Here is a 21,686-nt window from a genome sequence, read left to right on the forward strand (position 1 = left end):
GTGGTGAAATAACAAGATAGCGCACAAAATATTTTATTGTGTCGGTAGGAAATACATTGGGGCATTGATAAAAAAACCTGCCAATTTTATTTAGCAGGTTTTCCAATGATAGGTAAATTATTTACGAACAGCGATCGCTTCGATCTCGATTTTTACATCTTTCGGTAAACGGGCAACTTCAACGCAAGAGCGCGCTGGGAATGGTGCATTATGCTGCTTGAAAAACTCTTCATAAGTTGCATTTACGGTTGCGAAATCGTTCAAATCTTTCACAAATACCGTGGTTTTCACGATATTGGCAGCGCTAAGGCCTGCTTTTTCTAAGATAGCTGCCACGTTTGCGAGTGATTGACGAGTTTGTGCCGCGATATCTTCAGGCACTTCACCTGTTTTTGGATCAACAGGGATCTGGCCAGATGTAATGACCATACTGCCTAAGTCAACACCTTGAACATAAGGGCCAATAGCTGCCGGTGCGTTTTCTGTACTGATTTCGTATGACATAAATACTCCGTTTAATCAGGTAAAAAAGTGGTAACTTTCGCTTATAGAAGTTCAGTATAAAGCTTTGAAGCTCACATACAAAGCCGTGGTCACACGAATCTCATTTATTGGTTATTAATAACGGCGTCTCTGTCGAACTCTTTTTCACAAAATTTACAGGTTAGCGCCACTTCTTTGCCCATTTTTTTCACCTTAAAGCTACTAGACACCGGCTCATTATGGCTAATACAGTTACTATTTGGGCAAATCAATACATTGTCGATATATTCAGGTAATCGTAACTCTAATTTTTCAACTACTTGGTAGTCTTCGATACGATTAACGGTTGCTTCTGGTGCATACATCGCTAATTGGTTGGCTTGCTCTGGTGTCAAAAAAGTATTTTCGATTTTGATTAAATCTTTTTTCCCCAAGTTATTCGAGGGTAAATTTAAACCGATGGTAATGCGCTCATCTGTTAAGGTGAGTTTAAATAGACTCAATAGCTTAAAACCAATTTGAGCAGGAATATGGTCGATGACAGTGCCACAACTAATTGCTTCAACTTGTAATTTATGATCGTGTGTCATGATGTGTTTCTCCTCAGATGGCCAATTCTTTATTTAAAACCAGAGACAACAAAGCTTGCCTTGCGAAAATGCCGTTACCCGCTTGTTGGAAATAGTAGGCGTAAGGGGTCTTATCAACATCAACAGTGATTTCATCAACGCGCGGTAATGGATGTAAAACTTTAAGATTGGGTTTGGCATCTTGTAAATCTGCGGCACGGAGTACAAATTGCGCTTTGACATTGGCATATTCAGACGGGTCTAAACGTTCTTTCTGTACTCGTGTCATATAAAGGATATCCAACTCAGGCAGCACTTCATCAATATTGTTATGTAAGCTGTATGTGGAGCCTTTTTCTTCAAGAAGATGCAGGATATGGATTGGCATAGATAGCGCTTCTGGCGCAATAAAATAAAAGTGATTGCCTTCAAATTTAGAGAGGGCTTGTGTCAGTGAATGGACTGTTCTGCCGTATTTTAAATCACCCACCATTGCGACTTGTAGGTTTTCAAGACGACCTTGGGTTTCTTGGATAGTGAAGAGGTCGAGTAGTGTTTGTGTTGGATGTTGGTTTGAACCATCACCAGCATTGATAATGGGAATTTCCCCCGCAAATTGGCTGGCTAAGCGTGCAGCACCTTCTTGTGGGTGGCGCATCACGATAGCATCGACATATTGGCTGATCACCGAAATGGTATCTGCGAGTGTTTCACCTTTTTTCCCCAGTGACGTGTTGGTGCTGTCAGAAAACCCCACAACAGATGCTCCTAGGCGGTGAATTGCGGTCTCAAAGGATAAACGTGTGCGAGTCGACGCTTCGAAGAAACAACTGGCGATGACTTTATGTTTTAAAAATTCTGGCTGAGGTTGCTGTTTTAGGGAGGCAGCCACTTTGAGCACAAGTTCAAGGTCGGTGCGATCTAAATCATTAATTGAGATTATGTCGCGTAGGTATAGAGGGTTCGGCATCGTTGTTCTCCTGTGTCAGCAAGACGTATAAGGTGAAAGGCCAAAAAAAAGCCCCTCAATGAGGGGCTTTTCTTGAAATACGGAGGGGAAAAACAGGCTGTCCAGACCGCCAGAAGGCAGTGCAGTGGAGGTGTTCTTTGAAACAAATAGAGCAACAGCGTTCATGTTTTCTCCCGGCAAATTGTGGCGCATTATACGCGTGTCTTTTCATGACGCAAGCGTTTGCATACAGAAAAATAGATTTTTTTGCGTCTAAGTCCACTTACGTTTCCAGTTATTTTGTATAAAAACAGTCAAATCAGAGAGATATTTGTCATTGACTGAGTCGCTTAGCGAGTCGTTCTAATTTAATCATCAATAACACCCTGACCTTTATCTAAAATATCAGGCTCATACATCTGCCACCATGCTTTTTCTTTGAGGTAAATTTCGTTAAACGGATCACCCTTTTGGGGTAGCAATAAATCCGTCACTCCATTAGGACTGCCTTTTTCTATCCGCAACCACGGCTGACCATGATTATATTTCGGAGAAGGTAAGAGTTGCAGAGGTGCTGGAGATTGCGCTAACACCGACATTATGCGCATAGCACTCATGCCCAGCACTAATCCCATCGGCATCGAATGCTCCCCAAGAGCTGCCAAGAAGAGACAGCTCGAATAAATTGATATTTTTTGAGTTTTTATGGAGTATCGGTGCATATTCAATAAACCAACGATAATTTGTCGAGCGATGAACCGACATACCGTGTTCGGCCAGCATATCACTGACTTTAGTGACATGACTTTTCCTAAAGAAGCGAGCAATGACCTTAATGTTGTTCACTTCGACAATTTTTGCAACAAGCCCACAAAAAGTGCAGTTTATCCTATAATCAACGCATCGAATACTCGACCGTCTCCTTTCACTTAAAATCAAGTTTCTTGATATTTATTCGAGGATTAAGCTTGTGTCGACCCTCTAGTAACAACTTTTAACGTAACGAACTGTTTTTCTATGATTTGTGGATTATTTGATATTTTTTCTAATAGCATTTTGATAGCGATTTCCCCTATGTATTGAGTCGGAATTTGTACGGTAGATAATTCTGGGTTCAAATAGCTGCAAAGATCTGTGTCATTGAATCCTATTACTGCCACATCGTTAGGAATATGAATGTTCAGGTGTTTTGCTGCCCGATAGATAGCACCTGCTAAAATATCGTCATCACAAAAAACAATATTGGGTTTTTGCTGCAGTAATATCTCTGCATTCTCAGTTGATTGCGCGAGATTGAATGATGAATACACGATATGCTTAGATTTTTCTGGATTTTCTAATGAATTGAATTGCTGATCAAAAAGTTCATGTCGCGTTAAGAAGTGTTGCCTTGGAAGATCAGTTCTAAAAGAACCAACTCTGAATCGTTTCATTTTACTTGCAATGTAAAATATAGATTCGATCGCTTTTTTTACCTCTAAGCAAATATCGTTGTTTTTTTCGTCATCAGACTCAATAAATATCAGTTTTTCTCGGTAATATCTTAATAATTCGATGTTTTTCTTGTCACATGAGTAAATTATACCGCCACTGATAAGCTTACTTTGAAATAATGATATTAGATGCTCATGCCATTGTTTGTTAGCATAACTATCTAAAAGAATTAAAGAATAACCAGATTTGGTTGCGAAAATTTCTGCTGCATGAACAACTTTTGCAAAATAAGGTTGCTGAATATCTGGGACAATAAAGGCGATAGTCTTAGAATTCCCACTGCGTAAAACTTGCGCATTAATATTGGGATGATAACCAAGTTCTTTTGCAACGCTGAGAATTTTTTCGCGCGTTTTATCAGATACTCTGCCATGATAACGACCACTGAATACGAGAGATACTGTTGATTGTGATACATTCGCTAAACGGGCGACATCTTTGCTATTAACCGTAGACATTTTCTCTCCAACAATAAAAAACATAATCAATAGATAAATAATAATATATTCTTATATCAAATAGGTAATGACCGCATGTATTAATACTAAGGGATAAAACCTATTTGAGCCTACTAATTTATCAGCATTCTTCAATGATATGATCACCATCAAGTCATACGTATAACCTATTGTGAAGTACATCACTTTATTCTTACTAGTTAGTGAGTATATTAATTGAACATGATAAGCGTTTATGGGATAGACTGTGATTAATTTAAGTTAAAAATATTTTTAAGTGCAATGCCTCGGCTCCCATAATAAATAAGTGTATTTATATATTATTTCGTGAGGTAAAAAGACTATCATGAGTATAATCACTCGATTAAAAATAGTTTCATTTTTACAGTTTTTCATATGGGGCTCTTGGTTAGTTACCTTTGCATCATATATGCTCAATACCCTTCATTTTAAAGGTGGGGATGTAGGGTTAATATTTAGCACACTAGGAATAGCATCATTATGCTCACCTATTTTAATCGGTCTAATAGCAGATAAAATCAACAATAGAAAATTAGTTTATGTCACAACTCATTTGATATCAGCATTTTTTCTAATTCTAATGGCGCATAGTTCTTCATTTAGCTTACTTTTTTTAATGACATTGTTTCATCTTCTTTTTTATATGCCAACAATGTCGATATGCAATAGCATAATTTTTGAAACTATTGGTAAGGAGAAATTAAATTCAGAAGAATATTTTCCTAAAATTAGAGTGTATGGAACGGTTGGGTTTATATCCGCAATGTGGATAATTAGTTTATTGGAATTAGAAACTAGCTATTATCAACTGTACATTGCTGCAATTGCTTCTGTTATTTTGAGTATTTATTCTATTGTTTTTATCTCAATAAATAATCACAGTAAATCTGTAATAGATGCTCCTCATGCTTTTGAATTTAGCGACTTAAAAATTCTATTTGGAAAGCCTCAAGTGGTTGTTTTTCTGTTTTTTTCTATGCTCTTAGGATCTGTTTTACAGATCACAAATACATTAGGCGTACCTTTTTTACAAGACCTTTCTGAATTACCTGAAGCCAAAAATTCAATTTTTTCAGCGCATCCGACAATATTCTTATCAATATCGCAATTTTCTGAGGTCTTTTTTATATTGCTACTCCCATTGTTATTAAGGCACATAAAAATAGAGAAAATTTTATTACTAAGTATGATTGCGTGGATATTACGTTTTGGATTATTTGCTTATGGCGATTTTACATATATAGGAACCATGGTGTTATTTCTTTCTATGATAATTTATGGTTGTGCATTTGATTTTTTTAATATATCTAGTTCTTTATTTTTGGAAAAAGAAATAACCCCGCAATTTCGATCTACCGCGCAAGGTGTATTTACTACATTGGTTAATGGTTTTGGTACTTTTTTAGGGGCAATACTGAGTGGTTGGGTATTAGACCTTAATACAACGAATGGTGTTGTTGATTGGAAAATGTTCTGGATTATATTCACTAGTTATACGCTTGTATTTACACTAGCTTATGTGGTCTATCTGATTTTTAAAAAAAACAATGTTAAAAAAATTCATGTTTAATAAAAATGTAAAATTTTTGAGGTATATATTATGTTAGATATCGATCAGTACTCTATTCAAGATATGAGTTTGGCAGAACTTGGGATGAAGCGTATTAATTGGGCAAAAACACATATGCCTATTATGAAGCATTTAATAAAAAGACTTGAACAGGAACAGCCTTTTAAAGGAATGACTATTGGCATTTGTTTGCATGTTGAAGCGAAAACAGGAGTATGGCTTGAAGCTTTAACAAAAGGTGGCGCAAGAATTGCCATTACAGGCTCTCCTGGTTCGACACAGGATGAAACAGCCGCAGCATTGGTTAAGTATATGAATGTCAGTGTTTTTGCGAGAAGAAACGAGTCATTTGAGGATCATATTACCTATTGTAAAAAGGTATTAGAAATGAACCCTTGCATCATTGCTGATAATGGCGCTGATTTGCATGAACTAGTCCTGACTGATCCTAAATTTAAGTCGTTACAAAAGACAATTATTGGTGCAACTGAAGAGACAACAACAGGTGCAAATCGTTTACGAGAAAACTTTGTTTCTCAACTTTGGCCAACACTCATTATTAATGATACTCAGTCTAAGCGAATTATAGAAAACAGATATGGCGTCGGTTCATCAGTTGTTGAAAGTATTGCTCATGCGACTAATGTGATGATACACGGTAAAAAGGTTGTCGTTATCGGATATGGATATTGTGGTTCTGGTGTAGCGCAGCGCTTCAGAGGAATGGGGGCTCATGTTACTGTTGTTGACACAAATCCACTGACTCGGTTGGAGGCACATTTAGAAGGTTTTCAGACCGCGGAACTTTTGGATACTTTGTGTGATGCTGATTTTGTTGTCAGTGTAGTGGGACGAGATAACATACTGACCTCGAAGCATTTTACGGCAATGAAAGATAATGTCATTGTGGCAAATGCAGGGCACTTTCAACGTGAAGTTGATATAAAAGCGCTGAATTCCATCACATCTAGTTGCGAAGACGTCACGCCTAATATCAACAGATACCAACTGAAAACAGGTAAAAATATATTTTTAATGTCTGATGCAAATTTAGTCAATTTATCCGCAGGTAATGGTAATCCTATTGAAGTGATGGATTTAGGACTGGCGCTACAAACATTAAGCTTAGAAAAAATAGCACTCAGTAGTAAAACATTAAAAAATATCCCACAACCAGTTCCTTTTGATATAGAAATGAAAGTGGCGCAACTCGCCTGTGATAATTGGATCACGCATTAATTTGAGTCAAGGTGTAATGACTTAATAAACATTAATGTTTAGTGCAAAACAATTATTATAATAAATTAATTTTGAGATAATAATATGAAGAGAATATTTCTTGGTTCATTATTAATAAGCGTTTTAATCTCATCATCGTATGCTGATAATTTAGTTGAGGTTAATATACTCAGTACATCAGATATCCATTCTTTTATTAGTGATGATAACTATTACAGTAATACTAAAAGCGAAAATTATGGTTTGATATCATGGATAGGCACTATTGAAAAGTTTAGACGTGACCATAAAAATACTTATTTAGTTGATACTGGCGATCTTTTATCAGGAAACCCAATCGGTAATCATGTCATTAAACGTTATAATCAGAATGATGCCTATTATAATATTTCTCCTATTATATGCAGCTTGAATGCCCTAAATTATGATGTCGCAACTCCAGGTAATCATGATTTTGATAATGGCGTTGATTTTTTAAAGAAGTCTTATTCAGGTGCAAACTTTCCTGTGGTTTTAAGTAATGTTATTGATAAAGAAAAACAGGAAAGCCTTTATCCTGAGTATATTATAAAAGAAAAAAATGTAATCGATGACGTAGGTAAACATCACTCATTGAAAATTGCTTACATAGGCTTGGTTCCTCCGCAAACAATGCTTTTTAATAAAAGTAAACTGGAAAATAAAATTATATTTTTTGATATGCTAGAATCTGCCAATAGCGCAGCAGATAAGGCTAGAAAGGATGGTGCAGATCTTGTAATTGCTTTATCCCATTCAGGGATTGATGTATCACCAATTGAATATGGAATGGAGAATGTAGCATATTATCTTGCAAGAAATCCAAATATTGATGGTGTTTTATTTGGTCATACTCATGAAATATTTCCTTCTAAAAAAACGATAGTGCATGAAAATATTAATATTGAATCAGGAAAAATATTTGATAAGCCAGCCGCACAACCAGGGAAATGGGGGGAGTCAGTATCTGCAATAACCTTTAACCTTGAAAAAAAGAATGGGCAATGGCTTATTAAAAGTAGTAAAGGTTATCAGTTAGAAAAAAGTGATGTGCCTGCTGCGGAAAATACTATTAAAAGTGTATTATCATGTATAAATGATACAGAAATAGACTTAAAAAAAGATTTAGATAAGGATGTCAGTCTTGATCAATTTAAAATTGATAATAATTTTAATTTAATAGGAAATGAAAGTTTAACAACACTCCTTGTTGATTCAATTCATGATTATATGAAAAATTACACAAATGAAAATGATAAGCTGCTTGTTTCTATTTCACCTTCTTTTTCATTAAATGACGATAATTATATCATTGATATACAGGATAGAAAGCTTACGAATAGAGACTTAAATCAAATTTTCTACCCTGCTTATTTATCCGCCCTAAGAGTAAATAAACAGCAGATAATTGAATGGTTAGAAATGAGCTCGAATATATACAACTCCCCTGATGGTGACTCTACTCCTTTGATAAATAATCAGTTTCATAGTTTTCTATTTTACCCAATAATAGGGTTGACATATGATGTAAATATTAGCAATCAGCCGTTATACGACTTGTCTGGTAAGCGGAATGAACAGGTGAAAAAAGGAAGGATATCTAATATTCGTTATAATGGTATAGAAATAACGGACGAAGATTCCTTTATTATTGTTGCTAGTAAATATGCGCCTTTTTTTCAAAATAATAAAGATAGCCCTTATTTAGATATTGGAAATGAAAGAAATATTGATATTTTCAGTAAATATATTTCCTCACACCATGAATATTCTAAACCTAAAAATAATTATCGCATAATTTCTGACTTACCAGTACAAATGCATTTAGTATTACCGCATTACACAGACAAGTCAGCGACGTTCTTATGGAATAATCAATATGAACTGAAGTTGAATAGCCAAGATAAAAAGTGGATGACTTACCAAATAAAAATAAGCAAGTGACATTTGGAGACTATTTTAGGTCGTTGAGAATGGCTAAGGTAGTCTCCATTTTTAGTTGACCGTTACAGCTTACCTGTATTTAAAGTTTTTGGTTGCCGTTCGGTCGGATACTATTGGATTGCGAGTGATGATTTAGCGGCGGGTGGTCGCCTTGGCTTATGGATGGCGCTACAAAATGTCATTGAATTGGGTATCGATTCAGTTGCCCATTGCATTAAGGTTGATGATGCGGCACCGGGTATTGAAGAAGGGCGTAATGCGGGTATGTGGAGTGTTGGTCTTGCTTTATCAGGTAATGAGTTTGGTAAAACATGGGATGAATATCAAAGCATGTCAGCCGATGACACCACACAATTACGCCAGCAAGCAGCTAATAAATTATTTACTGCGGGGGCGCATTATGTGATAGGGACATTAGCTGAGCTACCTGATCTTATAGAGAAGATAAATATTCGACTGGCTAATGGCGAAAGACCTTAAGTCACCGTATCGCCGATTTCAATTAGGCTGAGTTCGAGTCTGTGCGATATTGTGGTGCCTATTACCTCAATTTTATGAGTAGGCACCACCGACCTAAGCCACTCAATTAAATAACACCACGAGGTAATTCAGGTGCTAATGTTGCAACCATTACCGCTTTGATTGTGTGTAAACGGTTTTCTGCTTCATCGAACACAATGCTGTAAGGGGATTCAAAAACCTCTTCCGTGACTTCCAAACCTCCCCACATATCAAACTCTTTAGCGAGTTGTGCGCCAAGGGTAGTATCTTCATTATGAAATGCAGGTAAACAATGTAGGAATTTGACATCTGGGTTACCAGTGAGCTTAATGACATCCATATTCACTTGATATGGCTTAAGTAAATGAATTCGTTCAGCCCAGACTGCTTTTGCTTCACCCATTGACACCCAAACGTCGGTATACAGGAAATCTGCACCTTTGACCCCTTCAGTGACATCCTCAGTGAGCGTGATTTTCCCTCCCGTTTTCAGCGCCGCTTTTTGGCAAATTTCAACTAATTCAGCTTCCGGCCAGCAACTTTTGGGTGCAACTAAACGCACGTCCATCCCCGTCAGTGCGGCGGCTTCTAGCATGGAATTCCCCATGTTGTTACGCGCATCGCCTAAATAAGCAAATTTAATTTCGGATAGAGGCTTGTTCGGTTGATGTTCTCGGATAGTGAGTAAGTCGGCTAATAACTGTGTGGGATGGAATTCATTCGTTAATCCATTCCATACAGGCACTCCCGAATGTGTTGCTAAGGTTTCAACCGTTGACTGACTAAACCCCCGATATTGAATACCATCATACATCCGACCAAGCACTCTCGCGGTATCTTTCATGGTCTCTTTATGCCCGATTTGACTACCGGAAGGGCCAAGGTAAGTCACTCTAGCTCCTTGATTAAACGCTCCAACTTCAAAGGCGCAGCGTGTGCGTGTAGAGTCTTTTTCAAAGATAAGGGCAATATTTTTACCCGCGAGTAGCGGTTTTTCGAGGCCAGCTTTCTTCTGTGCTTTTAGCCATGCTGACAGTTTCAATAATGAATGAATTTCGTTAGGTGTAAAATCAAGTAACCTAAGAAAATGCTTTTTATAGAAGGGGTTCATAAAATTCAGCCTTTTTTATTTGAATTAATATTCAATTTATATTCATAAAAATTCAAAATCAACCCCCAATAGAAAAGAAATTATTCATTCAGGTATGGTGTCACTGGCAGCCCTATGGGAGAATGGCCTAGAGACTAGCGATAATGAAAAAAGAGGTGTGGATATGGTGGATAAAGCTGAGTTAGAGGCACAATACGAAGAAACGCGTCTAATTATTGAAGAGTTACTGGAAGATGGCAGTGATCCTGATGCATTGTATGCAATTGAACACCATTTCTCAGCAGACAATTTTGAACTACTAGAAAAAGCAGCGGTAGAAGCCTTTAAATTAGGCTATGAAGTCACTGATGCGGAAGAGTTGGAAGTCGAAAATGGTGTGACGCTAATGTGTTGTGATGTGATCAGCGAAAGTGCACTTAATGCAGAGTTGATCGATGCGCAAGTTGAACAGTTGATGAAGTTAGCTGAAAAATTAGGTATCAACTATGATGGTTGGGGAACTTACTTTGAAGACCCTGATGCTGAATATGATGACGAAGACGAAGACGAAGACGGCGAAGAAGGTGGAGAACGTTTCCATTAATTCGGCAAAGGCTGTAATTTAAACCGTGTAATTGCCTGCTTTTGATATGTTGATCCTAACAACAAAGCAGGCACATGATGACCGAAAAATAGTTAACGATTCAATCCATATCCTAAATAACTGGCTAACATGGCATATCTATCTTAGTCAGCCAGCTATCAATAAACCTTTCTTAAGCTGGATCTGCTGGGTACCCTGCTGTACTGAGTGCGGTACGGAAAATACTTTCATCAATACGGCTGTTGATCTGCACTTTTTTCGTCGCAGGGTCTGCTTCAACCTGTGCTTGCGCATCAATATCTAATACCACTTTTTTGATTGATTTCGCGCAGCCATCACAAGCCATTTTTGGGATAGTTAAATTAATCATTTTTACACTCCTATTATCAATACGTTAATCAATATAAAGCTTCCCCCTATTGGAAGGTCAATCAATTTTTTACCATACGCATTGAGAAATTATCGAATCGACGATTTTTAGCTGGCGGCGTCTCATCGCGCTTTGTTGGGTTCACTAAATTTTCAATGATCGGACAATCAGGTTTATTGTCGCCATGGCAATGTTGAGTCAGTGTTTCTAATGTTTTAGCGATAGCTTGTAGTTCATTGATTTTTCTTTTTAGCTCGGAAAGATGGGTGAGTGCCATCGCCTTAACATCGGCGCTAGTGCGTTCTCTATCCCGCCATAAGTACAGTAAAACAGAAATTTGTTCAGTGGAAAAACCGAGTGCTCGAGCGCGGCGGATAAGATTAAAGCTATCGACATCGGATTGATTGTAATAACGGTATCCTGCATCGGTACGCTTAGCCTTGGGGAGCAAACCTGTTTGTTCATAATAACGGATCATTTTTGCTGAGATACCAGAAAGTTTGGCTGCTTGACCAATATTCATAATTTTACCTCTCCAACAGTATGATACCCCTTGAAACAAGGTGCTTATGACTTCTCTTTTGCCCGTTTAAGAGCGGCGATAATGTTTGGTTTTTGTGAGGCAAAAGTGCCGTAAAATAGATGCTCTCCAATTAGGGTAATTGGCGCGACACGTACGCCAGTACGCGCCTTCGCCTCGGCCATAATTTGTGGGTCGGTCAGATCCCGCTCGTCAAATGTAAGTTGCTCTTTAACCAACCACTCTTTGAGCAATTGGCAATCGGGGCAGGTGGGGGTGGTGTAAATTGTAATTTTAGGTTGAGATGTCAGCGCCATCATGTTCTCCTTTCGATTGGTATAGCCAGACCTGAGCAAGGCCTGGCTTGTCGATTGTTTATTGAGTGATGCCTTCTTTCATCGGTGCTTGGAAGCGTTTAAGACGTAAGGCGTTACCTAATACAAAGACGCTAGAAAGAGCCATTGCCGCCGCCGCTAAAATCGGTGAAAGCAAAGTGCCATTAATTGGGTACAGTAAGCCTGCTGCCACTGGGATCAAGAGCGCGTTATAAGCGAACGCCCAAAATAGGTTTTGTTTTATATTACGGATAGTCGCTTGGCTTAAGGCAATTGCATCGACAACACCACGCAAATCACCTGACATCAAGACCACATCTGCCGCTTCAATGGCGACGTCTGTTCCCGTACCGATAGCCAACCCAACATCGGCTTCGGCAAGTGCAGGAGCATCGTTAATACCATCTCCCACAAAGGCGACTTTATTGCCATTACTACGGAACTGTTTTAGTGCTGCGACTTTGCCGTCAGGCAGTACTTCGGCAGCCACTTCATCAATACCGAGTTGCTTAGCGATTGCAGCAGCCGTTGCCGCATTATCACCGGTGATCATCGCCACTTTTAAGCCTAATGAATGTAAGGCTTTAATCGCTTCTGGGGTGGTCTCTTTTATTGGGTCAGCAACGGCAATAATTGCTGCTAAACGCCCATCAATTGCCGCATACAGCGGGCTTTTGCCTTGTTCGCCTAAACGTAATGCGGTTGGTTGGAAATGGCTCACTTCTAAGCCGAGTTGTTTCATAAAGCGATCAGCCCCGACAGAAACTGAACGGCCTCCTACTTTCGCTGAAACACCAAACCCAGGTACAGCTTCAAACTCTTCGATTGCGGCAAATGAAATCCCTTTTTCTTTTGCGGCAGCCACAATGGCTTCGGCTATCGGATGCTCGGAGCGGGTTTCAATCGCAGCAACTAAGGCTAAAACTTCATCATATTCAAATCCTTCTGCTGGAACGAGATCGGTTAATTCAGGGCGACCTTTTGTTAACGTACCGGTTTTATCCAGAGCGACGACACTGACATCACGCAGAGCTTGTAAGGCTTCACCTTTACGGAAAAGAACACCTAATTCCGCTGCACGACCAGTACCGACCATAATAGATGTTGGTGTCGCAAGGCCCATCGCACACGGACATGCAATAATCAATACCGCAACGGCGTTGATCAGAGCAAAGGTGAGCGCAGGATCTGGGCCAAAAATCAACCAAATAAAGAATGTGATAACCGCACCTGCCATGACCGCTGGCACAAACCACATCGTGACTTTATCCACTAATGCTTGGATTGGTAGTTTGGATCCTTGCGCTTCTTCAACTAAGCGAATAATTTGTGCTAATACGGTGTTTGAACCAATTTGGATCACACGGAAACTGAATGCCCCTGTTTTATTGATAGTACCGCCGACAACCTCAGAGCCTATTTCTTTTGAGACAGGAACAGGTTCACCGGTGATCATGCTTTCATCGACATAAGAAGCCCCTTCGATAACAACACCATCAACAGGAATTTTTTCACCCGGACGAACGAAAACAATGTCGTCGGTGGCGACTTCATCGAGTGGAATTTCGATCATTTTGCCATCACGTTCCACTCGTGCTGTTTTGGCTTGTAAGCCAACAAGGCGTTTAATGGCTTGAGACGTCTTCCCTTTTGCTCGCGCCTCCAATGTGCGACCAAGCAGAATTAATGTCACGATAACGACCGCGGCTTCGAAATACACATTCGCAGTGCCAACGGGCAGAATTTGTGGCATAAAGGTGGCAACAACGGAATAGCCGTAAGCGGCCGCCGTACCGACTGCAACCAGTGAGTTCATATCCGGTGCAGCACGCAGCAACGCGGGAACCCCTTTTTGGAAAAAGCGCAAGCCTGGGCCGAATAAAACGAGAGTGGCTAACACAAATTGGATATACCAATTGAGTTGCTGACCGAGAGTATTTGCAACCCAATGATGAATACCCGGAATAAAGTGAGAGCCCATTTCAATAATAAATACTGGTAGCGTAAATATTGCGGCAGTAAATAGTGAACGGCGCAGTGAACGCTCCTCTTGTTCACGACGTTCATCCGCTTGCTCATTCACATTGGTGCTGGCATCGGATAAGCGACGAGGCTTATAACCGGCTTGAACAACGGCAGCTTCTAAGTCAGCGACGGTGACGGCTCCAGACAAATGGCGAATGCGAGCGCGCTCGGTGGCTAAATTGACACTCGCTTCAATAACACCGGGTATTTGAGTAAGTGCTTTTTCAACACGACCAACACAAGATGCACACGTCATCTCTTCAATGGCTAATTCTGTGATTTCTTCTCTGACTTTATAGCCTGAACTTTCAATCGCACGGATCGCGGCGTCTACATCAACATGCTCTTTAAATGTAATGTCTGCACGTTCAGTTGCTAAGTTCACGACGGCGGTGTCAATATTATCGACCGCTTTTAAGGCACGTTCGACACGGCCTACACAGGATGCACAGGTCATTCCTTCGACTGGTAAACTCAGCCTATTGGCTGAAGATTGAGATAGATTCGTAGTCATTGATTTACCCTCTTAAGTATCATCATGCGTAAAGCCTAACGTTTACCTTAAGGGGAAGGTCAAGCATTTTTTTTATTATTATGTTCAAAAAAGAGATAGCCACAGTCAAATGTAACTATCTCTTTGTTTTATATGCAATATAATAGGTTTGTATTATGAGTTCGCTAAACTATCGTTGTTTAGCGAACTGTTTTTGAGGTCGATTATGGGGATTTTTTACCCGCTAATTTACGTATCATCATGTAGAAAACAGGGGTTAATAGTAAACCAAATAGCGTTACACCTAGCATGCCGAAGAACACCGCAACCCCCACGGCTTGTCTCATCTCTGAACCCGCTCCCGTCGCTAAAACAAGCGGGATCACGCCAGCAATAAAGGCAAAGGATGTCATCAAAATAGGGCGTAATCGTAGATGAGCGGCTTCTGATACGGCGGCTAAAGGATCTTTTCCTTGTTTCTCTTGGGCGATCGCAAATTCAACAATCAAAATCGCATTTTTTGCAGCAAGGCCGACCAGCACAATGAAAGCGATTTGTGTGAAGATATTATTATCTCCATTGAGCAACCATACGCCGGCAATAGCAGAAAGTAGAGCCATTGGCGCGATTAATAGTACAGAGAATGGTAATGACCAACTGTTATATTGAGCAGCCAAGATCAAGAAAGCAAATAGCACTGCTAATGGGAAAATATAGAGTGCTGAATTACCCGCTAACTGCTCTTGATAGGTTAGATCTGTCCATTCAAAGCTCATGCCTTCGGGCAATGTTTCACGTAGGATCTTCTCCATCGCATCAGTGGCTTGTCCTGAAGTAAAGCCAGGAGCCGCGTTGCCGGTGATATCGACAGAAGGGTAACCGTTATAGTGGATCACGCGATCAGGGCCATTTGTACGGGTAATCGTCACTAAGCTACTCAGAGGGATCATCTCCCCATGCTTATTACGCACCTTGATGAGTTCAATATCTTTAGGATCCATTCTAAAGGGCGTATCTGCTTGCACAATGACGCGATAGGTTCGACCAAAACGATTGAAATCATTGACGTAGAGTGATCCCAAATTAATCTGTAATGCATCAAAGATATCGGTGAGCGTAACACCTTGCGCTTTGGCTTTTTCGCGATCAATATCCACATCGATTTGTGGCGAATTGGTCTGGAAACTTGCCATCATGCCAGTTAATTCGGGAGCTTGCATTGCTTTCATCAACACTTGCTCTTGCACTTGCGCTAACGCATCAAAGCCAAGATCAGCCCTATCTTCTATTTGTACCTTAAAGCCCCCCATCGAACCCAAGCCGGGAACCGGAGGTGGAGGGAATATGCCAACAAAACCATCCGGTATTTGACTAAATTTACCCATTAGGCGTTCGGCGATGGCATTTGCTGATAGTGAAGGATCAGTACGCTCATCAAACGGTTTGAGCATTGCAAACATGAGTGCTGAATTCGGTAAGTTAACGGGGCCATTTACAGAGAGGCCAGGGAACGCTACCACGTTTTCAACACCAGGCTCCATCAGTGCGAGGCGTGACATCTCTTTAACAACCGCTTCTGTTCTATCGAGAGAAGCACCCGAAGGCAATTGCGCGACGCCAATTAAGTAATATTTATCCTGTGCAGGAACAAAGCCATTAGGAACCACTTTAAACCCGAGTGCGGTTAGCCCAACAAAGCCAAGATATAGCACAAGAATAATTAAACTTCCTCGTATGCAGCGGCGTACAATCTGAACGTATTTGTTGGATAATGCATTGAAAAAGAGATTAAATTTAGCGAAAAAGCGACTAAATATCGCATTGATAATGCGAGTCAACCAGTCTGGTTTGCTATTTTTATCATGGGGCTTCAGTAAGATAGCACTGAGAGCAGGAGATAAGGTCAATGAGTTAATCGCAGAAATAATCGTTGAAATCACGATCGTTAATGAAAATTGTCGATAAAACTCACCTTGTAAACCGGATAAAAATGCGGTTGGAATAAAAACAGCCGCTAATACTGATGTAATGGCAATAATAGGGCCTGTGACCTCTTCCATCGCTTTAAAGGCGGCTTCTTTTGGTGTTAATCCTTCCGTGATATGCCTTTCAACGTTTTCAACGACGACTATCGCGTCATCCACCACTATCCCTATTGAGATAACTAAACCGAATAGCGATAGTGTATTGAGAGAAAAGCCGAATAGGTACATAAAGGCAAATGTTCCCACGAGTGATACGGGAACAGCTACTAACGGAATGATTGATGCTCGCCAACTTTGTAAAAAGAGCACCACGACAATAACCACTAATATGGTGGCTTCAAGTAAGGTGATAGCGACCGATTTTAGTGAGGCGCTGACAAAAATGGTTGGATCGTAGGCAATTTTATAGTCGATCCCCTCGATAAAGTTAGCCTGTAAACGAGCCATGGTTTCTCGTACCGACTCTGCCACTTCCAACGCATTTGCTCCGGGGCTCATGACAATCTGTAAGCCAACCGCGTTTTGCCCATTCAGTAAGCTGCGAAGTGAATAATTATCGGCACCTAGCTCTAATCGAGCGACATCTTTTAAATAGGTCGACTGCCCATCTTCGCCTGTTTGAATAATAATATTGCCAAATTGCTCTTCGGTTGTGAGTCGACCAAGTGCATTGACGCTGATTTGAAATGAGGACGTTGAGTTCGGCTGCTGCCCAATCGAACCTGTAGCGACTTGAATATTTTGTTCGCGAATAGCCGTAACGATATCATTTGCCGTTAAGCCTAATGATGCGACTTTTGTGGGATCAATCCATGCTCGCATCGCATATTCACCTTCCCCCCAAACTAATGCGCTGGCAACACCGGGTAATCTAGCAATTTCATCACGTACATTGAGTAAAGCGTAATTAGAGACAAACAGTGGGTCATAGACATTATTGGGTGAGTACATATGGACGACCATTAGGACATCCGGTGACGTTTTTTCCGTTGTGACGCCAATTTGTTGAACTTCTTGAGGCAAGCGAGGAATGACGCGCGAAACTAAGTTTTGCACTTGAATTTGTGCAATATCGGGGTCGACATCTTGCCTAAAAGAGATGGTCAGTACCATTTTTCCATCGGTCGACATTTGCGAGCTCATATAGAGCATGCCTTCTACCCCATTAACCGCTTGTTCGATGGGGGAGGCCACCGTATCAGCGATCACCTTGGGTGTTGCACCTGGATAACTGGCGATAACCTGAACCGTAGGGGGAGTCACGGATGGATATTCGCTTAGGGGCAATTTATAAAAGCTCAAAATCCCTGCTATCAATATAAATATTGATAAGACCATGGCAAAGATAGGGCGCTGTATAAAGAAACGGGGAAAATTCATTATCTGTTTTCCTCTATTTCATCTGAAGGTTGATGTTGAGTTTGGTGAGGCTCTTTTGTTGATGAAGGCTCCATTGAGGTGTATTCAGGCATCACCGCCATACCCGGTCTAACAAGGCCTTTAATAATGACCTTTTCACCCGCTGTTAAACCCTCATTGATCACTCTAAGGCCATCAACTAGGGCACCTAACTGGACAGGGCGATATTCAGCTTGGTTATTGTTATCAAGAACCAAGACATAGTTTTGCCCTTGATTAGAGCCGATTGCTTGGTCATCAATTAAAATGGTGGTTTTTTTAGGGCCGGTAGGAAGTTGTGCACGAATAAAAGCGCCGGGAATCAGTTTCCCCTCTTTGTTAGCAACGACGGCGCGCACTTTTACTGTGCCTGTTGTCCGCTCTATTTGGTTACCAACAAAATTCAGGCTTCCTGAATAGTGGGTACTTTTTTCATTCGGTAATTGTATGGTAACGGGCGGTAATGTGGCCTTAGTATTGCTTATTGTTGATGATTGTAACCCCGCTAATTGATGAAAAGTGGCTTCATCAATATCAAAATAAGCATATATTGGGTCAATTGAAACAATCGTAGTTAAACGTGTTGCACTACTGGTGTCGCCACCAGTCACTAGGTTCCCTTCAGTAATAAAGGCTCTATCGACTCGGCCTGCAATAGGGGAACGAATTTGCGTATAAGATAAATTGAGTTTGGCGGATTCTACCGCGGCTTTTGCTGATTTTACTTGTGCATTATTTGCGGTCAGCGTGGATAAGGCATCATCATAATCTTTCCGCGAAACGGCACCTTTATTTACTAATCCTTTGAGGCGTTGGTAATTTCTACTAGCTTGAGCCGCTAAGGCTTCTGCTTGGCTTAATTTTCCCTCAGCCTCAAGCAAGGCGATTTGAAATGGATGAGGGTCGATTTGGAAGAGTAAATCGCCTTTTTTAACCAGTTGCCCTTCAGGAACGTCTACAGAATTAATCCGTCCACCCACGCGAGAGCGTAAATCAACCGTTTTGGGTGAAGCTAAGTAGCCTGTAAATTCAGAAAAAGGAGTCATTTCCCGTTGGATCACTTCCGCGACAGGCACTTTAGGGAGCATCGTAGAACTTGTCGTTTCGGGTTTATTATCATTATTAGCATCTTGTGCGATAGCGAGGCCGCTTATCCCCATAGCCACAACAAATGTCGCATATATTCCGATTTTCATCTTCATAATAAACTTTACCTAATTAATTGATTTCATTGTTAGCTTTAATGTTGAATAACCAATGTTGTGTAAGGGTAAAGGTTACAGTAGTTGTAAGGTCAACAGTTTTAATGCAAGCAGGTGTGGGAATATATTGAAGGACAGTGTTTACGTTTATTTTTAATTAAATAAATTGAATACTCTCAATAAGGTTATCTTAGAGATAGATATAAAAATAAGTTTGCAAAAGCCAAATAAGTTATTGACCTTGTATCTACTTTAAGGTTTTTAATATTCATCATTAATTAAAACACGGACATAAATAAGGATTAATGATGAAAAAGATTATCGCTTTATTTGTATTAAGCCTAGTTAGTTATCAAGGCGTCGCTGCAAATAATCAAACATATTCTCAACAGGCATCAAGTAAGGTTACTGAGAATTATTTATCTGTAGATATACATAAAAAAATACTCAGCTCAGCCACATTTATTGGTGATGCGAGTTTATCATCAATAGAAACGCAAGCTCAGGAAACGGCAAAAAAGATAGGGGCGAGTAGTTATAAAATTGTTGGAGCAAGTGGCGAAACTAAACTCCGAGGACATGTTATATTTTATCAATAAAATCCTTTGATTTTATAAGGAGATGAGCGATGAGTCATCACACCATTAGAGAAAATGTGATACAAGATATTCTTTTATGGATTGATATGAATGTGGATAAGCCACTGAATATTGCGGAAATCTCTCATAGGGCTGGCTATTCAAAATGGTATTTTCAACGTATTTTTAAAAATACCGTGGGCGTCAGCTTAGGGCAATATCTTTTAATTAATAGGCTATTAAAGGTGTCATCTGATTTGAAACAGACAAATGACAAGATTATTGATATTGCTTTTAGATACGGTTTTGATGGACAGCAAGGGTTAACAAGAGCTTTTAAGCGTAAATTGAAAGTAACCCCTGCTAAATATAGGAGAGAAACCGCACTCAGGTACCATGCGTAGTATAGCGTATTTTGATAACAATCGTGTCATAAAGTATTAAGCCTAGCTAGCCAGCTAGATAATGCAATAAACTAAAAATTGTTGGTCTAGCGGCTAGCTGAATAGGTTAACCTTTGATGGTTTTACTTTTAATTTGTTGAAATAAAAAAATTAAATAAGAAAAATAATCAAATCATCGTTTTTCTTGACCTTACAATAATGGTAAGGATTAGCATTATTGAAAATTTAAAATAACCTATCTCTGTTTTTAGGTGGAAGAATATGAAAATAGGTGAAGTATCAAAATTATTCAATATTCCAAGAGAGACAATACGGTTTTATGAAAAAGAGGGCCTAATCGTTCCTCCGAATAGAAATGATAATAACTATCGCAGTTACAGTGAAAACCATATTGAACGACTCCGTTTTATAAAAAATTGCCGTAGTCTTAATATGTCTCATCGTGAAATAAAAAAACTATTAGATCTGGTGGATAATAATAGTGATGATTGTGAGCTCGTTGAGGGCGTGATTAACTCACATCTATTTAATATTAGAGAAAATATCGAAAAGCTGAAGAAGCTCGAAAGAGAATTGATTATCTTACAAGATCATAGCAATGAAATGAATAGCAATCATAAGTGTGGGATAATAAAAAACTTATTATCTAAAGAGATTTGATCTTTAACGTTATACGATTTTCTATCTATATAGGTAATAAGGATAGCAGCTTGGCTATCCTTATGGAGACTGTGATTACAGTGCTTTTAGCATACGGATTTCACAATCGCTGTGGCCTGTATTGCCGAGTGGCTCATCGATAAATTCAAAGCCTAATTTCTCATACAGTTTAATGGCTGCTTGTAAATCTGCGGTTGTTTCTAGGTAGCAGCGTGTATAACCTTGTGCTTTAGCAAACTCTAATGACATTAGTACAATCTGCTTAGCGACCCCTTTACCTCTTAATACCGAAGAGAGATACATTTTTTGTAGCTCGGCTGTTTCATTATCACCGCCAGCTAATTGTGATATGCCACCACCACCGACAATTTTACCGTCCATTTCAACGACCCAGTAAGCACTACGAGGCTTGCTATAGACTTCATAGAGCGTATCTAAAATAGGATCGGCTACCGCAAAACCTTTATCAGCCGTTAAGCCATGTTCTGCTGAAACTTCACGGATAACCGCGGCAATCCCCGCATTATCTTTTTGTTCGATTAAACGAATAGTGTGGGTTGTTGTATTTGTTGTCATGAGAAACTCTCTTTATTTATTGTTTTGTACTACTCAGTGAGAGAGAACCAGAAGGGAACTTCAATCTGAGATCTGCGAACGCAGTCGTATCATAATAATCGATTAATTAACGTGGGTATAGGGTTCGGGATTGATTTACTTATTTAGATAGATGTTCTAATAAAAAACCCCTATTGGCGAACCAATAAGGGTTTTAAGTC

The 21,686-nt window shown here is 39.7% G+C and carries 21 protein-coding genes and 2 pseudogenes; 8 read left to right on the forward strand and 15 right to left on the reverse strand.

All coding sequences use genetic code 11. The features are described 5' to 3' along the window. Nucleotides 1-117 precede the first annotated feature (117 nt). The 7 genes and pseudogenes from ridA to PSF11_RS12820 form a co-directional block, all read right to left on the reverse strand. Nucleotides 118-504: a 2-iminobutanoate/2-iminopropanoate deaminase gene (gene ridA / locus PSF11_RS12790; RefSeq protein WP_004915899.1), complete on the reverse strand. Its 387-nt coding sequence runs from the start codon at nt 502-504 to the stop codon at nt 118-120. 104 nt (nt 505-608) lie between these two features. Beyond that, the gene (pyrI, locus tag PSF11_RS12795; RefSeq protein ID WP_004915901.1) at nt 609-1,073 is read right to left on the reverse strand and encodes an aspartate carbamoyltransferase regulatory subunit; all 465 of its coding nucleotides are present in this window, start codon (nt 1,071-1,073) and stop codon (nt 609-611) included. Nucleotides 1,074-1,086: 13 nt separating this feature from the next. Next, nucleotides 1,087-2,022 (reverse strand): aspartate carbamoyltransferase, encoded by a 936-nt coding sequence (gene pyrB / locus PSF11_RS12800; RefSeq protein WP_004915903.1) that lies wholly within the window; start codon nt 2,020-2,022, stop codon nt 1,087-1,089. A 15-nt stretch (nt 2,023-2,037) separates the two neighbouring features. Then, a complete protein-coding gene (locus PSF11_RS12805) occupies nt 2,038-2,187 on the reverse strand; it encodes a hypothetical protein (protein ID WP_004915905.1) in 150 nt (49 codons plus the stop codon). Nucleotides 2,188-2,369: 182 nt separating this feature from the next. Beyond that, nucleotides 2,370-2,642: a hypothetical protein gene (locus tag PSF11_RS12810; RefSeq protein ID WP_225829606.1), complete on the reverse strand. Its 273-nt coding sequence runs from the start codon at nt 2,640-2,642 to the stop codon at nt 2,370-2,372. 14 nt (nt 2,643-2,656) lie between these two features. Further along, nucleotides 2,657-2,793, reverse strand: a pseudogene (locus PSF11_RS12815) (IS6 family transposase); the annotation flags it as partial. 170 nt (nt 2,794-2,963) lie between these two features. Further along, a complete protein-coding gene (locus PSF11_RS12820) occupies nt 2,964-3,953 on the reverse strand; it encodes a LacI family DNA-binding transcriptional regulator (protein WP_105874313.1) in 990 nt (329 codons plus the stop codon). Nucleotides 3,954-4,299: 346 nt separating this feature from the next. Between PSF11_RS12820 and PSF11_RS12825 the strand changes: the two genes are divergently transcribed. The 4 genes and pseudogenes from PSF11_RS12825 to PSF11_RS12840 all read left to right on the forward strand — a co-directional run. Further along, nucleotides 4,300-5,544, forward strand: a complete 1,245-nt coding sequence (locus PSF11_RS12825) for an MFS transporter (RefSeq protein ID WP_272682827.1) — start codon at nt 4,300-4,302, stop codon at nt 5,542-5,544. A gap of 30 nt (nt 5,545-5,574) precedes the next feature. Next, nucleotides 5,575-6,783 (forward strand): adenosylhomocysteinase, encoded by a 1,209-nt coding sequence (locus PSF11_RS12830; protein WP_004915914.1) that lies wholly within the window; start codon nt 5,575-5,577, stop codon nt 6,781-6,783. Nucleotides 6,784-6,867: 84 nt separating this feature from the next. Further along, on the forward strand, nt 6,868-8,745 hold the full coding sequence (locus PSF11_RS12835; RefSeq protein WP_072502711.1) for a metallophosphoesterase: 1,878 nt from the start codon (nt 6,868-6,870) through the stop codon (nt 8,743-8,745). Nucleotides 8,746-8,856: 111 nt separating this feature from the next. After that, a pseudogene (locus tag PSF11_RS12840) lies at nt 8,857-9,225 on the forward strand (HAD-IA family hydrolase); the annotation flags it as partial. 106 nt (nt 9,226-9,331) lie between these two features. On the opposite strand, the gene argF reads toward PSF11_RS12840, so the two are convergent. After that, on the reverse strand, nt 9,332-10,357 hold the full coding sequence (gene argF / locus PSF11_RS12845; protein WP_072502712.1) for an ornithine carbamoyltransferase: 1,026 nt from the start codon (nt 10,355-10,357) through the stop codon (nt 9,332-9,334). A 163-nt stretch (nt 10,358-10,520) separates the two neighbouring features. Here argF and rraB point away from each other — a divergent pair, with 163 nt between their 5' ends. Continuing rightward, nucleotides 10,521-10,940: a ribonuclease E inhibitor RraB gene (gene rraB, locus PSF11_RS12850; protein WP_072503013.1), complete on the forward strand. Its 420-nt coding sequence runs from the start codon at nt 10,521-10,523 to the stop codon at nt 10,938-10,940. A 172-nt stretch (nt 10,941-11,112) separates the two neighbouring features. Here rraB and PSF11_RS12855 read toward each other — a convergent pair whose 3' ends face one another. From PSF11_RS12855 to PSF11_RS12880, 6 genes are all read right to left on the reverse strand, one after another. Beyond that, on the reverse strand, nt 11,113-11,310 hold the full coding sequence (locus PSF11_RS12855; protein ID WP_004915936.1) for a heavy-metal-associated domain-containing protein: 198 nt from the start codon (nt 11,308-11,310) through the stop codon (nt 11,113-11,115). A 61-nt stretch (nt 11,311-11,371) separates the two neighbouring features. After that, nucleotides 11,372-11,833 carry a Cu(I)-responsive transcriptional regulator gene (gene cueR, locus PSF11_RS12860; protein WP_014657352.1) on the reverse strand — a complete coding sequence of 154 codons (462 nt, stop codon included), beginning with the start codon at nt 11,831-11,833 and terminating at the stop codon, nt 11,372-11,374. Nucleotides 11,834-11,877: 44 nt separating this feature from the next. Further along, on the reverse strand, nt 11,878-12,150 hold the full coding sequence (locus PSF11_RS12865; protein WP_004915940.1) for a glutaredoxin family protein: 273 nt from the start codon (nt 12,148-12,150) through the stop codon (nt 11,878-11,880). Between the two features lie 55 nt (nt 12,151-12,205). Beyond that, the gene (locus tag PSF11_RS12870; protein WP_072502713.1) at nt 12,206-14,704 is read right to left on the reverse strand and encodes a heavy metal translocating P-type ATPase; all 2,499 of its coding nucleotides are present in this window, start codon (nt 14,702-14,704) and stop codon (nt 12,206-12,208) included. Nucleotides 14,705-14,907: 203 nt separating this feature from the next. Next, nucleotides 14,908-18,048 (reverse strand): efflux RND transporter permease subunit, encoded by a 3,141-nt coding sequence (locus PSF11_RS12875; RefSeq protein WP_004915945.1) that lies wholly within the window; start codon nt 18,046-18,048, stop codon nt 14,908-14,910. Further along, entirely contained in the window at nt 18,048-19,268 is a 1,221-nt protein-coding gene (locus PSF11_RS12880) for an efflux RND transporter periplasmic adaptor subunit (RefSeq protein ID WP_072502714.1), read from the reverse strand. The genes PSF11_RS12875 and PSF11_RS12880 overlap by 1 nt, the downstream gene beginning before the upstream one ends. A gap of 308 nt (nt 19,269-19,576) precedes the next feature. Here PSF11_RS12880 and PSF11_RS12885 point away from each other — a divergent pair, with 308 nt between their 5' ends. From PSF11_RS12885 to PSF11_RS12895, 3 genes are all read left to right on the forward strand, one after another. Continuing rightward, nucleotides 19,577-19,867 (forward strand): YdgH/BhsA/McbA-like domain containing protein, encoded by a 291-nt coding sequence (locus PSF11_RS12885; protein WP_014657355.1) that lies wholly within the window; start codon nt 19,577-19,579, stop codon nt 19,865-19,867. Nucleotides 19,868-19,896: 29 nt separating this feature from the next. After that, nucleotides 19,897-20,250: a helix-turn-helix domain-containing protein gene (locus PSF11_RS12890; RefSeq protein WP_004915952.1), complete on the forward strand. Its 354-nt coding sequence runs from the start codon at nt 19,897-19,899 to the stop codon at nt 20,248-20,250. Nucleotides 20,251-20,511: 261 nt separating this feature from the next. After that, nucleotides 20,512-20,910, forward strand: a complete 399-nt coding sequence (locus PSF11_RS12895; protein WP_004915954.1) for a MerR family transcriptional regulator — start codon at nt 20,512-20,514, stop codon at nt 20,908-20,910. Between the two features lie 75 nt (nt 20,911-20,985). Here PSF11_RS12895 and PSF11_RS12900 read toward each other — a convergent pair whose 3' ends face one another. After that, nucleotides 20,986-21,486, reverse strand: coding sequence for a GNAT family N-acetyltransferase (locus PSF11_RS12900; protein ID WP_004915956.1), 501 nt, complete (start codon nt 21,484-21,486; stop codon nt 20,986-20,988). Between the last annotated feature and the right edge of the window lie 200 nt (nt 21,487-21,686).

Origin of the sequence: Providencia sp. PROV119 (assembly GCF_028482435.1) — a bacterium.
Classification (GTDB): domain Bacteria; phylum Pseudomonadota; class Gammaproteobacteria; order Enterobacterales; family Enterobacteriaceae; genus Providencia; species Providencia stuartii.

Excerpts from the sequence above, each read along its gene's own strand:
- PSF11_RS12885 (WP_014657355.1), top strand. The coding sequence starts at position 19,577 with ATGAAAAAGATTATCGCTTTATTTGTATTAAGCCTAGTTAGTTATCAA.
- PSF11_RS12830 (WP_004915914.1), top strand. The coding sequence starts at position 5,575 with ATGTTAGATATCGATCAGTACTCTATTCAAGATATGAGTTTGGCAGAA.
- PSF11_RS12805 (WP_004915905.1), bottom strand. The coding sequence starts at position 2,187 with ATGAACGCTGTTGCTCTATTTGTTTCAAAGAACACCTCCACTGCACTG.
- PSF11_RS12895 (WP_004915954.1), top strand. The coding sequence starts at position 20,512 with ATGAAAATAGGTGAAGTATCAAAATTATTCAATATTCCAAGAGAGACA.
- PSF11_RS12865 (WP_004915940.1), bottom strand. The coding sequence starts at position 12,150 with ATGATGGCGCTGACATCTCAACCTAAAATTACAATTTACACCACCCCC.
- pyrI (WP_004915901.1), bottom strand. The coding sequence starts at position 1,073 with ATGACACACGATCATAAATTACAAGTTGAAGCAATTAGTTGTGGCACT.
- PSF11_RS12880 (WP_072502714.1), bottom strand. The coding sequence starts at position 19,268 with ATGAAGATGAAAATCGGAATATATGCGACATTTGTTGTGGCTATGGGG.
- PSF11_RS12810 (WP_225829606.1), bottom strand. The coding sequence starts at position 2,642 with ATGCCGATGGGATTAGTGCTGGGCATGAGTGCTATGCGCATAATGTCG.
- PSF11_RS12875 (WP_004915945.1), bottom strand. The coding sequence starts at position 18,048 with ATGAATTTTCCCCGTTTCTTTATACAGCGCCCTATCTTTGCCATGGTC.
- rraB (WP_072503013.1), top strand. The coding sequence starts at position 10,521 with ATGGTGGATAAAGCTGAGTTAGAGGCACAATACGAAGAAACGCGTCTA.
- argF (WP_072502712.1), bottom strand. The coding sequence starts at position 10,357 with ATGAACCCCTTCTATAAAAAGCATTTTCTTAGGTTACTTGATTTTACA.
- PSF11_RS12870 (WP_072502713.1), bottom strand. The coding sequence starts at position 14,704 with ATGACTACGAATCTATCTCAATCTTCAGCCAATAGGCTGAGTTTACCA.
- PSF11_RS12900 (WP_004915956.1), bottom strand. The coding sequence starts at position 21,486 with ATGACAACAAATACAACAACCCACACTATTCGTTTAATCGAACAAAAA.
- PSF11_RS12835 (WP_072502711.1), top strand. The coding sequence starts at position 6,868 with ATGAAGAGAATATTTCTTGGTTCATTATTAATAAGCGTTTTAATCTCA.
- pyrB (WP_004915903.1), bottom strand. The coding sequence starts at position 2,022 with ATGCCGAACCCTCTATACCTACGCGACATAATCTCAATTAATGATTTA.
- PSF11_RS12825 (WP_272682827.1), top strand. The coding sequence starts at position 4,300 with ATGAGTATAATCACTCGATTAAAAATAGTTTCATTTTTACAGTTTTTC.
- cueR (WP_014657352.1), bottom strand. The coding sequence starts at position 11,833 with ATGAATATTGGTCAAGCAGCCAAACTTTCTGGTATCTCAGCAAAAATG.
- PSF11_RS12890 (WP_004915952.1), top strand. The coding sequence starts at position 19,897 with ATGAGTCATCACACCATTAGAGAAAATGTGATACAAGATATTCTTTTA.
- PSF11_RS12820 (WP_105874313.1), bottom strand. The coding sequence starts at position 3,953 with ATGTCTACGGTTAATAGCAAAGATGTCGCCCGTTTAGCGAATGTATCA.
- PSF11_RS12855 (WP_004915936.1), bottom strand. The coding sequence starts at position 11,310 with ATGATTAATTTAACTATCCCAAAAATGGCTTGTGATGGCTGCGCGAAA.
- ridA (WP_004915899.1), bottom strand. The coding sequence starts at position 504 with ATGTCATACGAAATCAGTACAGAAAACGCACCGGCAGCTATTGGCCCT.